The following is a 14,072-nucleotide window of genomic DNA, read 5'->3' on the forward strand; positions in this document are numbered from 1 at the left end:
ATTGCCCCCTGCAAGGGGGTTGGCGGCCACACGAAGTGGGCAAGCCTGGGGGTTTGCTTTTTTACCCTGCTCCGAGTGCCACCGCAACGCGGTAGGTGATGAAACAGGCCATATAGGCAAGCGCGAAAAGGTACCCGGCCATGATCCACACGTACTTCCACGAGCCGGTCTCGCGCTTCACCGCGGCGAGCGTCGAAATGCACTGCGGCGCGAACACGTACCAGACCAGCAGCGACAGCGCGGTCGCCAGCGACCAGCTGCCCGCGATCAGCGGTTCCAGCTGGCCCGCCACGTCGTCGCCCGTGGCCGACAGCGCGTACACCGTGCCCAGCGCGCCCACGGCAACTTCACGCGCGGCCATGCCCGGCACCAGCGCGATCGAGATCTGCCAGTTGAAGCCGATGGGCGCGAAGATGTGCTCCAGCCCGCGGCCGATCATGCCGGCCAGGCTGTACTGGATGGCCGGTCCGGTCGCGCCTTGGGGCGGCGACGGGAAGGTCGAGAGGAACCACAGCAGGATGGTCAGCGTGAGGATGATCGTGCCCACGCGCTGCAGGAAGATCCATGCGCGCTCGTACAGGCCCAGCGCCAGGTTGCGCGGGTTGGGCCAGCGGTAGGCGGGCAGCTCCATCATCAGCGGCGAATGCGCGGTGTTGTCGCGGAAGCGCTTCATCACCCACGCCACGGCCATGGCCGAGACGATGCCGAACACATACAGCGCGAACAGCACCACGCCCTGCAGGTTGAACACCCCGCCCACGGTGCGCGCCGGAATGAAGGCCGCGATGAGCAGCGCATACACCGGCAGCCGCGCCGAACAGGTCATGAGCGGCGCGATCATGATGGTGGTGATGCGGTCGCGCCAGTTGCTGATGGTGCGCGTGGCCATCACGCCTGGAATGGCGCAGGCAAAGCTCGACAGGAGCGGAATGAACGAGCGGCCCGACAGGCCCACGGTGCCCATCACGCGGTCGAGCAGGAAGGCCGCGCGCGGCAGGTAGCCGGAGTCTTCCAGCGCGAGGATGAACAGGAAAAGAATCAGGATCTGCGGCAGGAAGACGATGACGCCGCCCACGCCCGCGATCACGCCGTCGACCAGCAGGCTCTGCAGCATGCCCTCGCCCATGTGCGCCTTGATGAGGCCGCCGAGCGCCTCGGTGCCGGCCTTGATGGCGTCCATCGGCACGTTGGCCCAGCTGAACACCGCCTGGAACATCAGGAACATGGTGACGGCCAGCACCAGCATGCCCCACACGGGGTGCAGCACCAGGCGGTCGATGCGGTCGCTGGTGGCAAGGCTGCCGACCGGCTCCTTCACCGTGAGGCCGAGGATGCGGCGCACCTCGCGCTGCGTGGCCAGCACGTCGTCCAGGCCAGGCGCCTGCCAGGGCTGCGGCGCGGCGGCGGCCACGGGCGCGTCGAGCGCCTCGAGCAGGCCCTGCGCGCCGCCGGTGTGCACGCCGACAGTCTCGATGACCGGCACCCCCAGCTCGCGCGAGAGCGCGGCCTTGTCGACCACGATGCCCTGCTTGCGGGCCATGTCGGTCATGTTGAGCGCCACCACCATCGGCAGGCCGAGCCTCCTGGCTTCGAGCACCAGCCGAAGATTCAGCCGCAGGTTGGTGGCGTCGGTGACGCACACCAGCAGGTCGGGCAGGGCTTCCTTGCTCTGGCCGGTGACGATGTCTCGGGTCACGGCCTCGTCGGCGCTCAGCGCATTCAGGCTGTAGGCGCCCGGCAGGTCGAGCACGAACACGCGCCGGCCCGAGGGCGTGCGCAGCGTGCCTTCCTTGCGCTCGACGGTCACGCCGGCGTAGTTGGCCACCTTCTGGCGGCTGCCGGTGAGCAGGTTGAACAGCGCGGTCTTGCCGCAGTTGGGATTGCCCAGCAAGGCGATGCGGCCCGGCTGCGCGGTGGGCGCAAAGCCGCCGGGGCCCTGGATGACGGCCTCAACCATGGTTGGCAGCCCCCGGCGTCACGTGGATGAGCGCGGCCTCATGGCGGCGCAGCGCGAAGGTGGTGTGCCCCAGCCGTACGGCCAGCGGCTCGCGCCCGGGAATGCCGCTGGCCACGATGCGCACCGCTTCGCCCGGCACGAAGCCGATTTCGGTCAGGCGCAACACGAGTTCGCGGTCATCCGCGCTCTCGGGGCGCGCCACGTCGATCACGGTGGCCCACTGGTTGTCGGGAAGCTGGTCGAGGTGCAGGACGGCGGATGCCGGCGCTGCGCCGTTGTCTTTGGTGTGCACGGTGAGAGGGCGCCCTGAATATCGGCGCGCCAAGTAAGCAATACCCGAATGCTATCAATTCTCACTCGCGCAAACCTGACCACCCTTCAAAAAGGCGGGGTGCAGCCCAGAAACACCGCGGAACTGGCTATGCCAGGCCGCAGGTGTTGCCCCCGGTAGGGCGAAGGCGAAGCGACACGAAGTGCGCGCAGCCTGGGGGCGAGCCTAGTTCAGCCCGAGCATGCCGCGCAGCTTGGACAGGTCTTCGGCCAGCGTATTGACGCGGCCCGCCAGCAGCTTGCGGTCACGCTCGGTGAGCTTCGAATAGGTTTCGAAGCCGCCGTCGGCCGTCCTGTACTTGGCCAGCGTGTCGAACACCACCTTGAAATTGGCGTCGGTCTTGTCCGAGAAAGCCTTGTTTTCCTTCACGACCAGCGGGCGCAGCAGTTCGACGATCTTGAAAGCGCCCTCGAAATTCGACTGGAAGTCCCACAGGTCGGTGTGGCTGTAGCGGTTTTCCTCGCCGGAGATCTTGGTCGCGGCCACTTCTTCCATCAGCACCGCGGCGCCGCCCACCACCTTCTCCGGCGGGAAGGTCAGCGCACCCAGGCGCTTCTGCAGTTCGAGCACGTCGGCCAGCAGCTTGTCGGCCACCGGGTTGAGCTCCTTGGTGTTCTTCTGCACCCACAGGCCGTATTCGATGCGGTGGAAGCCGCCGAAGGCCGGGTCCTTCTCGGCCTTTTCGTGGTCGTCGGCGCGCGAGTCGATCGCCTTGTCGAGGTCGTTGAACAGCTCGGCCACCGGCTCGATGCGCTCGTAGCTGGTGCGCGTGGGCGCATACAGCTTCTTCGCCTTCTCGATATCGCCGGCCTTCACCGCGGCGGTGAAGGCGCGCGTGTCCGCGGCCAGCTTGCGCACGTTCTCGGCGACGTAGATCTTGTAGTCGGAGATCGGTCCGACCAGCTCGAGCGGCGACACGGCGGCCTGTGCGCCAAGGGCACAGAGCCCGGCGAAGCCTGCGACGAAAGTGGCGAGGAAGTGGCGGCGGAACTGCACGGTCATGGATCTCCTTGTTCTGGGCAGTGGTGAAAAAACTTGTGGCACCGATGCCGCTTCAGGCGGCCATCAGGCTGCGCCCCAGCCAGTCGTGCTCGTCCCGCACGCCCGGCAGCGTGAAGAAGAAGCCGCCGCCGATGGGCTTGATGTATTCCTCGAGCGGCTCGCCGTCCAGGCGCTTCTGCACCGCGATGAAGCCGTTCTCCAGGTTGGCCTGGTAGCAGATGAACAGCAGCCCCATCTCGAGCTGGCCCGACTTGGTCACGCCGTTCGAATAATTGAAGGGCCGGCGCAGCATCAGGTTCTTGTCCGAGGCCTTGGTGCGCGGGTTCGCCAGCCGGATGTGCGCGTCCATCGGCGTGGCCTTGCCTTCGGGGTCCTTGGTGTAGTCGGGCACATCGTGCTCGGTCTTGCCGCCGTCCATCGGCGCGCCGGTGGGCTTGAGGCGGCCCATGATGGCCTCCTGCTCCTGCAGCGGCGTGCGGTCCCAGCGCTCCACGAAGTTGCGGATGATGCGCACCGCCTGGTAGCTGCCGCCCACCGCCCAGGCGGGCTCGTCGCCGCCGGGCTGCACCCACACGATGCGGTCCATGAGCTTGTCGTCGGCCGAGTCGGGGTTGGCGGAGCCGTCCCTGAAGCCGAGGAAATTGCGCGCGCTCTCGGCCGGCTTGCCGGGCACCGCCGGAATCGGCGGCACGGTGCCTTCCTGCTTCCAGTGCAGCACCAGCAGGTCGGGCGTGTTCTTGATGATGTCGCGCAGCGCGTGGATGTTGGTGTCGGGCGTGTTGGCGCAGAACTGGATCGACAGGTCGCCGTGGCACAGCGCGGCGTCGAGCGCGTCGTTCGGGTGGCGCTGCATCTGGTTCAGCCGCAGGGGTTTTTTCTTCTCGAGGCCGAAGCGCTCGTCGAACAGCGAAGTGCCGACCGACACCGTCACCGTCAGCCCGTCGGGCTGCACCACCGGCCCGAGGATGCCGGAGCCCGCGGGCGGCAGCTTGGGGTCGGGGTCGGTCTGCGGGCCGCCCTGTGTGAGGAAGGCGATGCGCTCGGTGAGCGTGCGGAACAGCCGCTCCAGGTCGGCGCGGTTCTCGGCCAGCACGTAGAACGACGCGATCATGCCGGCCGTTGGGCGCGGCGTGACGATGCCCGCCTGGTGCCTGCCGCGGAAGGGCACGCGGTCTTGCGTGTGGGTGCTCTGCGGCGCGTCGGTCACTTGCGCGCCGCTGTCCGGCGAATTGGGCGGGTCCGAAGGCGCGGCGCCGGCACGGGCCGAGGCGGCCAAGCCCGCGAAGGCGACGCCGGCGGCGCCGAGCATGCGGCGGCGGTGCGGTGATTCGGGTCGTCCCTCGGGCGGGACGGCTTCGTTGATCTTCGACTTTTCCATGGGGATGCCTGCTCTCACGTCATTCCAGGCCGAGCGCCGCGTTGACCTTGCCGAGTTCCTCGGCCAGCGCGCGCACGGGTTCGGCCAGTGCCCTTCTTTGCGCCTCGTCCAGCGGCGCGGGCTTGAAGCCCTCGCCATCGCGGTAAGGGGCCAGCGCGGCGTCGAAGGCCGCGAAGCGCTCGTCCACGCTCTTCTGCAGCGCGGGCGCCGCCTTTACCAACAGCGGCTGGAGCAGCTCGGCAATCTTCTTCGTGCCTTCGTAGGTGCCTTGCAGGTTGGCGGCTTCGGCGTGGCCGTAGTGGTCTTCGCCGCCGGCCGGCAGGTTGTCGGCCACGCGGCGCAGCAGCTTGGAGGCCGAGCCCGCGAGCCGCTCCGGCGGCATGTTGAGGCCGCGCAGGCGCTCCTTGAGGGTGCCGATGTCGCCCGCGAGCTTCTCGACCATGGGCGCGAGGCCCTTCACGTCGTTCTGGCTGTACAGCGCGTACTCGATGCGATGGAAACCGGTGAAGCCGGGGTCGGCCTCGCGCTTCTCGAAGTAGTCGGCGCGTGCGTTGATGCGGGTGTCGAGGTCGGCGAACAGCTCGGCCATCGGCTCGATGCGCTTGTAGGCCTGGTGCGCCGGCGTGTAGAGCGCCCTCGCCTGCTGCAGGTCGCCGGCCTTCACCGCCTCGGACAGCGCACCCACGGCGTCTTCGAGCGAGCCCGCCTCCAGCCGCAGGAAGGTCTGGTATTCGGCCAGCGCACCGACGTAATTGACCAGCGACGGCCGCGCCGCCTCGGCATCGGACGCGGCCGAGGGCGTGACGCGCAGCTTGCCGCGTGGATTGCTGAGCAGGCCGCAGGTGATGGCGAACTCGCCCGGCTGCAGCTTGACCGTCATGGTCTGCGAGAAGCCCGGCGCGATGTTCTCGCGCTCTTCCACCACCATCACGCCGTCGAGAATTTCCCACTCGAGCGCGCGGTTCGACTTGTTGACGATGGTGAAGGTGGTGCGCCCCGCGGGCACGGTGATCTCGTTGGGGTCGCAGGCGTTGCCCTGGATCGTGACGGTGACGGCGTTGTCGGCCGCCTTGGGCGGCGCCTTGCGGGCCTCGTTCGAGGCATACCAGAAGGCCGCGAGGCCGGCGACCACCAGCAGCGCCGAGCCGGCCACCGCCGCGCGCATCAGTTTCGAGGTGGAGGGCTTGTTGTCGGAGGAGGAAGAAGACATTGCGGGTCTCAGCGGGCAGCGGCCGCGCGTGGCGACGGCGCGGGGGCCGGACGCAGGAAGAAGAACAGGGCGACGGCCAAAAAGGCCAGATAGACGATGACCTCGCCCACCACGGGGGCCGCCTGGTAGCCCAGCAGGCCCGAGAGCACGGCGCCCACGGGGCTGTCCATCGGCAGCTTGTCGCTCATGTCGAACACCACCGTCTGCAGGTGGTTCCACACGCCGCCTTCATGCAGCTTGCGCAGGACGCCGGCCAGCAGACCCGCGGCCACCAGCAGGATGAACAGGCCGGTGAAGCGGAAGAAGCGGCGCAGGTCGAGCCGCACGCCACCCGAATAGAGACCCCAGCCAACGACCACCGACACCGCGATGCCGGCCAGCGCGCCCACGGGCGCTTCCCAGCCGCTGCTCTGCTGGAACACGGCCAGCAGGAAGAACACCGACTCCAGCCCTTCCCGCGCCACCGCGAGAAACACCATGCCGATCAGCGCCCAGCCCTGGCCGTCGGCGCCCTTGGCGAGCGCGTTGTCGATGGAGGCCTGCAGCTCGCCCTTGATCGAGCGCGCCGCCTTGCGCATCCAGAACACCATCGACGTCAGCATGACCACCGCGATGAGCCCTACCACGCCTTCGAACAGCTCCTGCTGCTTCTGCGGAAACTCCGCCGCGAGCAATTGCAGGCCCGCGCCCGCGAACAGCGAAAGCGCGGCGGCCAGCAGCACGCCGACCCACACCGCGGGCATCAGCGCGCCGCGTCCGCTTTGCTTGAGGTAGCTGGCAACGATGCCGACGATCAGCGCGGCTTCGATGCCTTCGCGCAGCATGATGAGAAAGGGAATGAGCATCGGCTTCTGGATTCAGGGCATGGAGAGCCCAGGAGCCAACGAGCATACCGCATCAAATAAGATCCATTCTCATTTGATGGCTTTGATTACCGAATGGTAATGAAAGCGATGTGTCAGGCGCCGATTTCGTGGATGCGAGCGGTGACCGCACCGCCGTCGATCCGCAATTCAGCCACGGCAATGGGCAGCTTGAAGCGGCGCGGCCCCGCGCTGCCCGGATTGACGTACAGCACGCCGCCCCGCTCCTCGATCTTCGGCTTGTGCGAATGTCCCGAGACGACCACGCGCACGCCGACTGCCGCCGGATCGATGCCGAGCTGCGACAGATCGTGGATCGCATACAGCTGCACGCCGCCGAACTCGACGAGTTCGGTTTCCGCGATGCCGTCGGCCCAGGCTTCGCGGTCGTTGTTGCCGCGTACCACCGTCAGCGGTGCCAGTTCGCGCAGCGCATCGAGGATGCCCGGATCGCCGATGTCGCCGCCATGCACGATGAAGTCGCAGCCCCGGAGGGCCGCGACGGCCTGCGCGCGCAGCAGGCCATGGGTGTCGGAGATGAGCCCGACCCGCGTTACCACCGCATCAGGCCGACAGCAGCTGCCGCAGCACGAACGGCAGGATGCCGCCGTGCTTGTAGTAGTCGACCTCGATCGGCGTGTCGATGCGCAGGCGCACCGTCACCTCCTGATGCATGCCGTCGGGGCGGTGCACCACCAGCTTCACGTCCATCTGCGGCTTGAGTTCGCTGCCGATCACCACGTCGATCTTCTCGTCGCCCGTGAGGCCCAGCGTCTGCCAGGAATCGGCGCCGCGGAACTGCAGCGGCAGCACGCCCATGCCGACCAGGTTGGCGCGGTGGATGCGTTCGAAGCTGCGCGCCACCACGGCCTTGATGCCCAGCAGCTGCGTGCCCTTGGCGGCCCAGTCGCGCGACGAGCCGGTGCCGTACTCTTCGCCGCCGAACACCACGGTGGGCACGCCCTGCTCCATGTACTTCATGGCGGCGTCGTAGATGAACATCTTCTCGTTGCCGGGCTGGAACCGCGTGACGCCGCCCTCTTCCTGCGTGCCGTTGGCGTCCGGCGGAATCATCAGGTTCTTGATGCGCACGTTGGCGAAAGTGCCGCGCATCATCACGTCATGGTTGCCGCGGCGCGAGCCGTAGCTGTTGAAGTCGGCCTTGGCCACGCCGTTGGCCTTCAGCCAGATGCCCGCGGGCGAGCTTTCCTTGATCGAGCCGGCCGGCGAGATGTGGTCGGTGGTGATCGAGTCGCCGAACAGCGCCATGATGCGCGCGCCCTTGAAGCCCGCGTCCGACGCGTGCGGCTTCATCTTGAAGCCCTCGAAGAACGGCGGCTCGGCAATGTAGGTGGACTTGGGCCAGTCGTAGACCTGGCCGTTGGTGCCCTTGATGCTCGTCCAGAACTTGCCCGGATCGGTCTTCACCTTGTCGTAGTTCGCGCGGAACGACTTGGCGTTCATGGCATGGCGCAGGTTGTCGTCGATTTCCTTCGGCGTGGGCCAGATGTCGCCCAGGTACACGTCCTTGCCGCCCTTGCCCTTGCCCACGGGCTGGGTCATCAGGTCGGTCATCACGTTGCCGGCGATGGCGAAGGCCACCACCAGCGGCGGCGAGGCCAGGAAGTTGGCCTTCAGGTTCGGATGGATGCGCGCCTCGAAATTGCGGTTGCCCGACAGAACGGCCGCGCCGATCAGGTCGTTCTTGGTGATGGCTTCGTTGATCTCGGGCGTGAGGTCGCCGGCGTTGCCGATGCAGGTGGTGCAGCCGTAGCCGGCGAGGTAGAAGCCCAGCTTCTCCAGGTACGGCAGCAGGCCGGCCTTCTCGAGGTATTCGGTCACGATGCGCGAGCCGGGGGCCAGCGAGGTCTTGATGTGCGGCTTGACGGTGAGGCCGGCTTCCACCGCCTTCTTGGCCAGCAGGCCGGCGGCCAGCATCACGCTCGGGTTGGAGGTGTTGGTGCACGAGGTGATGGCGGCGATCAGCACGTCGCCGTTGCCGATGGTCACTTCGCCCTTGGGCGCCGAAGGGGCGGTGGCGCTCACGTGCGCGGCGGCCTTGGTGGAGCGGTTTGCCACCATCTCGACCACGTCGAGGGGCGCGCCCGCGGGCGGCGACGCCGCCTCGTCATCGCTGCCTTTGCCGGCAGCCAACAGCGGATAGCGCACCTTGAGCTTGTCCGCCGGCTGGTTGAAGCCGTTGGCGTCGTTGGGCTTGCTGTAAAGCTCCGAGAACTTGGTGGACAGGTGGCCCAGGTCGATGCGGTCCTGGGGACGCTTCGGGCCGGCCAGGCTGGGCGACACGGTGCCGAGGTCCAGGCGGACCACCTTGGTGTAGTCGATGTCGCCCGGGGCCGGCATGCCGAACAGGCCCTGCGCCTTGTAGTAGGCCTCGAAGCGCTCGACCTCCTCCTTGGTGCGGCCGGTGCCTTCGAAGTAGGCCACGGTCATTTCGTCGACCGGGAAGAAGCCCATGGTCGCGCCGTATTCGGGCGCCATGTTGCCGATGGTCGCGCGGTCGGGCACGGCGATGGATGCGGCGCCGGGACCGAAGAATTCCACGAACTTGCCCACCACCTTCTCGGCGCGCAGGATGGCGGTGACGTACAGCACCAGGTCGGTGGCGGTGACGCCTTCGCGCAGCTTGCCGGTGAGCTCGAAGCCCACCACGTCGGGCGTCAGCATGTAGACCGGCTGGCCCAGCATGGCGGCCTCGGCCTCGATGCCGCCCACGCCCCAGCCGACCACGCCGATGCCGTTGATCATGGTGGTGTGGCTGTCGGTGCCCACCAGCGAGTCAGGGTAGTAGGTGGGCTTGTCGCCGTCGTCGTACGGGCTCTTGTAGACGCCGCGCGCAAAGTACTCTAGGTTCACCTGGTGCACGATGCCGAAGCCCGGCGGCACCACGCGGAAGGTGTCGAAGGCCTGCATGCCCCACTTCATGAACTGGTAGCGCTCGTTGTTGCGCTGGAATTCCAGCTTCATGTTCAGGTCGAGCGCCTTGGGCGTGCCGTAGTAGTCGACCATCACCGAGTGGTCGACCACCAGGTCGACGGGCACCAGCGGCTCGATGGTCTTGGGCGACTTGCCCAGCTTGGCGGCCACGCTGCGCATGGCGGCCAGGTCGGCCAGCAGCGGCACGCCGGTGAAGTCCTGCAGCACCACGCGGGTGACGACGAAGGGAATTTCGTCGGTGCGCTCGGCGTTGGGCGCCCAGTGGGCCAGCTCTTCGACGTGCTTGGCCGACACCTTCTGGCCGTCGCAATTGCGCAGCACCGATTCGAGCACGATGCGAATGGAAACCGGCAGGCGGTCGACGGTCGGGTATTGCTTGGCCAGCTCCTTCAGGGACCAGTACTTGCCGGATTTGCCGGATGCTGTCTTGAAGGTCTTGAGGGTGGACGCAAAGGCATGCGCCGGTGCTTTGGCCATAGAGGGACTCCTGTTGGTTCGTGGAAGCCTCTCAAAGATAGCAGGGATCGATGTCAGTGGCTGTAGTCGGGGGACTCGGCTCGCCCCCGTTTTTCCGAATGAGCAGCCGGCATTTCAGGCCATGGCCATTCGCGCACCGCCGCGCGTGCGGCGCAGGCCGGTCCATTGCAGTTCGGCCAGCACGACCACGCAGGCCGCCTGGGCCAGCACCCATGCCATGCCCAGCGCACTGACCGCGAACACGCCGCTCACCAGCAGCGCGATGCAGGCCGCGGCCCAGCCTAAATTGCCCACGACGACAAGGCCGATCAACCCGCGCGGCGGCGTGCTGCGGCTGGCCATGAAGGCGGCCATTGCCGCATAGGCCAGCAGGAAGACGCCCGTGCCCATGAGCAGCGGCGACGGCAGGCCGGTCAGCCGCGCCAGCGCGTCGGTGAAGGCCACCTGCAGCGCGCCGGTCGCGGCGCACGAGGCGGCATCGGCCCACATCACGTTGGGCAGGAAACGGGGGGATGCGAAGACGGACATGCGGTTCTCCTTGGTGTAGTACCGGGGTGGTACGGCGCCAATGATTCCGTCGGCGGCGCACCGCGTCGATGACCTCCGAGGTCATGGCGCCGCGCCACCACCGCGCCAGAATGCGGCTCCATGAACTCCATCCGCTCCCATTCGTCCAAGGCCGACCGCCCCGGCGCGCGCGATCCGTTCGGCGTCCACCTGCGGCACTGGCGCACCCACCGCCGCCTGAGCCAGCTCGACCTGGCCCAGGAAGCCGAAGTCTCGACCCGCCATCTGAGCTACGTGGAAACCGGCCGCGCCGCCCCCAGCCGAGAAATGGTGCTGCGGCTGGCCGAACGGCTGGAGGTGCCGCTGCGCGAGCGCAATGCGCTGCTGGTGGCGGCGGGCTTCGCGCCGATGTACCGGCAGCGCTCGCTCGACGACCCGGCCATGGCCTCCGCGCGCCGCGCCATCGACCTGGTGCTGAAGGGACACGAGCCCTTTCCCGCGCTGGCCGTGGACCGCCACTGGAACCTGGTCGCGCACAACGCGCTGGTGCCGCTGCTGATGGAAGGCGCCGCGCCCGAACTGCTGAAGCCGCCCATCAACGTGCTGCGGCTGAGCCTGCACCCCGACGGCGTGGCACCGCGCATTGCCAACCTCGCGCAGTGGCGCACCCATCTGCTCGAGCGGCTCCAGCAGCAGATCGCGGCCACCGGCGACGCGGTGCTGCTGTCGCTGCACGACGAACTCGCGGCCTATCCCCCGCCCGCCGTGAGCCACGACGCCCCGGTGCTCGACACCGCGCTGTCGGCGGTGGCGGTGCCCTTCCAGGTCGTCATGCCGAGCGGCGTGCTGAGCTTCATCAGCACCATCACGATCTTCGGCACGCCGGTCGACGTCACATTGCAGGAACTCGCGGTGGAGTCGTTCTTTCCGGCCGATGAGCAGACGGCTGCGGCGCTGGTTGCATTGGCGGCGCAGCTGGCGCAGTCCACGCCGCAGGCGGATTGAGATCGGCCCTGCCGTCCGCGCCGCGCGGCGGGCCTTCGAAGTCGTCCACCTGGATGACCTTGTCGGCGGCCTTCAGGTAGGCCAGTGCCAGTTCGGGATCCGGCGCCGAGCTGGCCGCCTGTTCCAGCGAATTCGTGCGGCGCAGCACCTTGTTGAGCGCGGCGGTGGTGTCGCCGAGCTGCACCGAAAGCTCCATCGCATGCATCAGGTCGCGCAGGCCGCCGGGCGCGGGCTCGCCGAGGTCGGGCGCCAGGCGCTCGATGATGCGCGGGTTCTTGCGCAGCAGGTCGGCCAGTGCGATCAGCCGCACATCGCGCAGAGGCGCCAGGTGCGAAGTGCGGCGCAGCACCAGCGCGCCGATCACGCGCCGCCCGGCGGTCGGCAGGTTGGCGTACAGGTCGCGCAGGATCTTGCCGGCCTCGTCGAGCTGCAGCCGGATTGCGGCCTGCGCGAACGGCAGCAGCTCGGGCGCCCCGTCGACGCGGTAGCGCCAGATGCACGCGCTGGCCAGGTACAGGTGCGCGAGCACGTCGCCGAGCCTTGCCGACAGCAGCTCCATGCGCTTGAGCTTGCCGCCGAGCATGCCCATTGCGAGGTCGGCGGTGAGCGCGTATTTGGCGCTCATGCGCGCGACCAGCCGTGCCTCCGGCAGCAGGTCTTCGGGCGGCTGGCCCAGCACCGGCGCGCCGAACAGGCTGTGCCACAGGTTGACGCCCACGTGCCTGCCGTGCGCCATCAGCGCCTTGCCCAGCGCGGTTTCGTCGCCCGCCTGCACGGCGGCCATTTCGTCGAGCACGTGCGGGTGGCAGCGCACCGCGCCCTGCCCGAACACGATGAGCGCGCGCGTGAGGATGTTCGCGCCCTCCACCGTGATCGCGATCGGCGCCTGCCGGTAAGCCACGCCGAGCAGGTTCGAAGGGCCCGAGATGATGCCCTTGCCGCCGAGGATGTCCATGCCGTGGTTCACCGCGCGCCGCCCCGCCTCGGTCAGCTGCACCTTGAGAATGGCGCTGGCCACGCTGGGCCGCTCGCCCTTGTCGAGCGCCGCCGCGGTGTAGCGGCGTGCCGCGTCGGTCGCATAGAGCTCGGCGGACATCTGCGCCACCAGCCCCGCCACCGCATGGAACTTGCCGACCGGCATGCCGAACTGCTCGCGGATCTGGCCGTAGCCGTTGCTCACGTAGAGCGCGGTCTGCTGCATCGCCGAGCCCAGCGCCGGCAGCGAGATGGCGCGGCCCGCGGCCAGGCACTCCATCAGCATGCGCCAGCCCTGCCCGACCTGCTTCTCGCCGCCGATGATCCAGTCCATCGGCACGAACACCTGCCGGCCGTGGATCGGGCCGTTCATGAAGGCGCTGTCCATGGGGCGATGGCGCCGGCCGATCTCCATGCCCTCGTGCGGCACGGGAATCAGCGCGCAGGTGATGCCCAGCTCGCCCTGGCCCTCGGGCTGGCTCTCGTCCACGGCATGAAAAGCCAGCCCGACCACGGTGGCCACCGGCGCGAGCGTGATGTAGCGCTTGTCGAAATCGACCAGGAAGCCGCGCGTCATGCGGCCTTCGAACTCGCGCTCTACCACCACGCCGCGATCGGGAATCGACGCCGCGTCAGACCCCGCGTAGGGCGAGGTCAGGCCGAAGCACGGCAGCTCGCGGCCATCGGCGAGGCGTGGCAGGTAATGGTCCTTCTGCGCATCGGTGCCGTAGCGCAGCAGCAGTTCGGCCGGGCCGAGCGAGTTGGGCACCATCACCGTGACGGCCGTGGCGGTGTTGACGGTGGCAATGCGCGTCACCACGGTGGCGTGCGCGAAGTGGCTGAAGCCTAGGCCGCCGAACTCCTCGGGAATGATCATCCCGAAGAAGCGCTTCTCGCGAAGGAAGCGCCACACCTCGGGCGGCAGGTCGCGCGCCTGGTCGATGGCGTGGTCGTCCAGCATGTGGCACAGCGTGCGCACCTCGTTGTCCAGAAAGGCCCGTTCGCGTTCGCTGAGCCGGTTCGGCCCCATGGCCGAGAGCGCGTCGAAATCGGGCCGCCCCGCGAACAACTGGCCCTCGAAGCCGACAGTGCCGGCCTCCAGCGCGGCCCGCTCGGTGTCTCCGAGCGGCGGCAGCGCCTTCGAGAATGGCTTCATGGCCCATCGGCCGATCAGTGTCGCCAGCGGCATGGTGCGTCTCCTTCCGCGACGAACGCGCGCGGATTGACACGATTCTTGAGGCTTGTAACGGGCCGCGCGGGCCGGCCAAGTGCGAAGCCGTGTGTCGGAGACGGTCGCGCCTGGGCCGATCAGCAAGAGCATCGGTCCCATCGAGCAGCACGTCATGGCCGCGGCTGCCCTGCACCGCGATTGCTTCCGCTTTCCGCCGATGCGCCCATGAATGGAGCGCGCA

At 68.2% G+C, this 14,072-nt stretch carries 11 protein-coding genes; 1 reads left to right on the top strand and 10 read right to left on the bottom strand.

The genetic code is table 11. The features are described from left to right. Positions 1-61: 61 nt before the first annotated feature. The 9 genes from feoB to C4F17_RS11220 all read right to left on the bottom strand — a co-directional run bounded on the left by feoB (position 62) and on the right by C4F17_RS11220 (position 10,701). Positions 62-1,957 carry a ferrous iron transporter B gene (gene feoB, locus C4F17_RS11180; RefSeq protein WP_106935273.1) on the bottom strand — a complete coding sequence of 632 codons (1,896 nt, stop codon included), beginning with the start codon at positions 1,955-1,957 and terminating at the stop codon, positions 62-64. Next, positions 1,950-2,249 (bottom strand): FeoA family protein, encoded by a 300-nt coding sequence (locus C4F17_RS11185; protein WP_081270644.1) that lies wholly within the window; start codon positions 2,247-2,249, stop codon positions 1,950-1,952. Before C4F17_RS11185 ends, feoB begins: the two co-directional genes overlap by 8 nt. Positions 2,250-2,453: 204 nt before the next feature. Further along, positions 2,454-3,290, bottom strand: coding sequence for an iron uptake system protein EfeO (efeO, locus tag C4F17_RS11190; RefSeq protein ID WP_106935274.1), 837 nt, complete (start codon positions 3,288-3,290; stop codon positions 2,454-2,456). Positions 3,291-3,342: 52 nt separating this feature from the next. Further along, positions 3,343-4,668 carry an iron uptake transporter deferrochelatase/peroxidase subunit gene (gene efeB, locus C4F17_RS11195; protein ID WP_106935275.1) on the bottom strand — a complete coding sequence of 442 codons (1,326 nt, stop codon included), beginning with the start codon at positions 4,666-4,668 and terminating at the stop codon, positions 3,343-3,345. Positions 4,669-4,687: 19 nt separating this feature from the next. After that, a complete protein-coding gene (gene efeO / locus C4F17_RS11200; protein ID WP_106935276.1) occupies positions 4,688-5,878 on the bottom strand; it encodes an iron uptake system protein EfeO in 1,191 nt (396 codons plus the stop codon). 8 nt (positions 5,879-5,886) lie between these two features. Beyond that, a complete protein-coding gene (gene efeU / locus C4F17_RS11205; protein ID WP_106935277.1) occupies positions 5,887-6,723 on the bottom strand; it encodes an iron uptake transporter permease EfeU in 837 nt (278 codons plus the stop codon). Between the two features lie 113 nt (positions 6,724-6,836). Next, on the bottom strand, positions 6,837-7,301 hold the full coding sequence (locus C4F17_RS11210) for a metallophosphoesterase family protein (protein WP_106935278.1): 465 nt from the start codon (positions 7,299-7,301) through the stop codon (positions 6,837-6,839). A 4-nt stretch (positions 7,302-7,305) separates the two neighbouring features. Then, positions 7,306-10,173 (bottom strand): aconitate hydratase, encoded by a 2,868-nt coding sequence (locus tag C4F17_RS11215; protein ID WP_106935279.1) that lies wholly within the window; start codon positions 10,171-10,173, stop codon positions 7,306-7,308. Between the two features lie 114 nt (positions 10,174-10,287). Further along, complete coding sequence (locus tag C4F17_RS11220) at positions 10,288-10,701, bottom strand: hypothetical protein (protein ID WP_106935280.1); 414 nt, start codon at positions 10,699-10,701, stop codon at positions 10,288-10,290. A 120-nt stretch (positions 10,702-10,821) separates the two neighbouring features. Between C4F17_RS11220 and C4F17_RS11225 the strand changes: the two genes are divergently transcribed. Beyond that, positions 10,822-11,685 (top strand): helix-turn-helix domain-containing protein, encoded by an 864-nt coding sequence (locus tag C4F17_RS11225; protein ID WP_106935281.1) that lies wholly within the window; start codon positions 10,822-10,824, stop codon positions 11,683-11,685. Here the strand turns inward: C4F17_RS11225 and C4F17_RS11230 are convergent. Then, the gene (locus C4F17_RS11230; protein WP_106935282.1) at positions 11,573-13,849 is read right to left on the bottom strand and encodes an acyl-CoA dehydrogenase; all 2,277 of its coding nucleotides are present in this window, start codon (positions 13,847-13,849) and stop codon (positions 11,573-11,575) included. The genes C4F17_RS11225 and C4F17_RS11230 overlap by 113 nt on opposite strands. Positions 13,850-14,072 lie beyond the last annotated feature (223 nt).

Source organism: Variovorax sp. PMC12, from assembly GCF_003019815.1.
Classification (GTDB): domain Bacteria; phylum Pseudomonadota; class Gammaproteobacteria; order Burkholderiales; family Burkholderiaceae_C; genus Variovorax.

Bases quoted from the DNA above. Each gene is read 5' to 3' on its own strand.
- feoB (WP_106935273.1), bottom strand. From the start codon at position 1,957: ATGGTTGAGGCCGTCATCCAGGGCCCCGGCGGCTTTGCGCCCACCGCG.
- efeO (WP_106935274.1), bottom strand. From the start codon at position 3,290: ATGACCGTGCAGTTCCGCCGCCACTTCCTCGCCACTTTCGTCGCAGGC.
- efeB (WP_106935275.1), bottom strand. From the start codon at position 4,668: ATGGAAAAGTCGAAGATCAACGAAGCCGTCCCGCCCGAGGGACGACCC.
- efeO (WP_106935276.1), bottom strand. From the start codon at position 5,878: ATGTCTTCTTCCTCCTCCGACAACAAGCCCTCCACCTCGAAACTGATG.
- efeU (WP_106935277.1), bottom strand. From the start codon at position 6,723: ATGCTCATTCCCTTTCTCATCATGCTGCGCGAAGGCATCGAAGCCGCG.
- C4F17_RS11215 (WP_106935279.1), bottom strand. From the start codon at position 10,173: ATGGCCAAAGCACCGGCGCATGCCTTTGCGTCCACCCTCAAGACCTTC.
- C4F17_RS11220 (WP_106935280.1), bottom strand. From the start codon at position 10,701: ATGTCCGTCTTCGCATCCCCCCGTTTCCTGCCCAACGTGATGTGGGCC.
- C4F17_RS11225 (WP_106935281.1), top strand. From the start codon at position 10,822: ATGAACTCCATCCGCTCCCATTCGTCCAAGGCCGACCGCCCCGGCGCG.
- C4F17_RS11230 (WP_106935282.1), bottom strand. From the start codon at position 13,849: ATGCCGCTGGCGACACTGATCGGCCGATGGGCCATGAAGCCATTCTCG.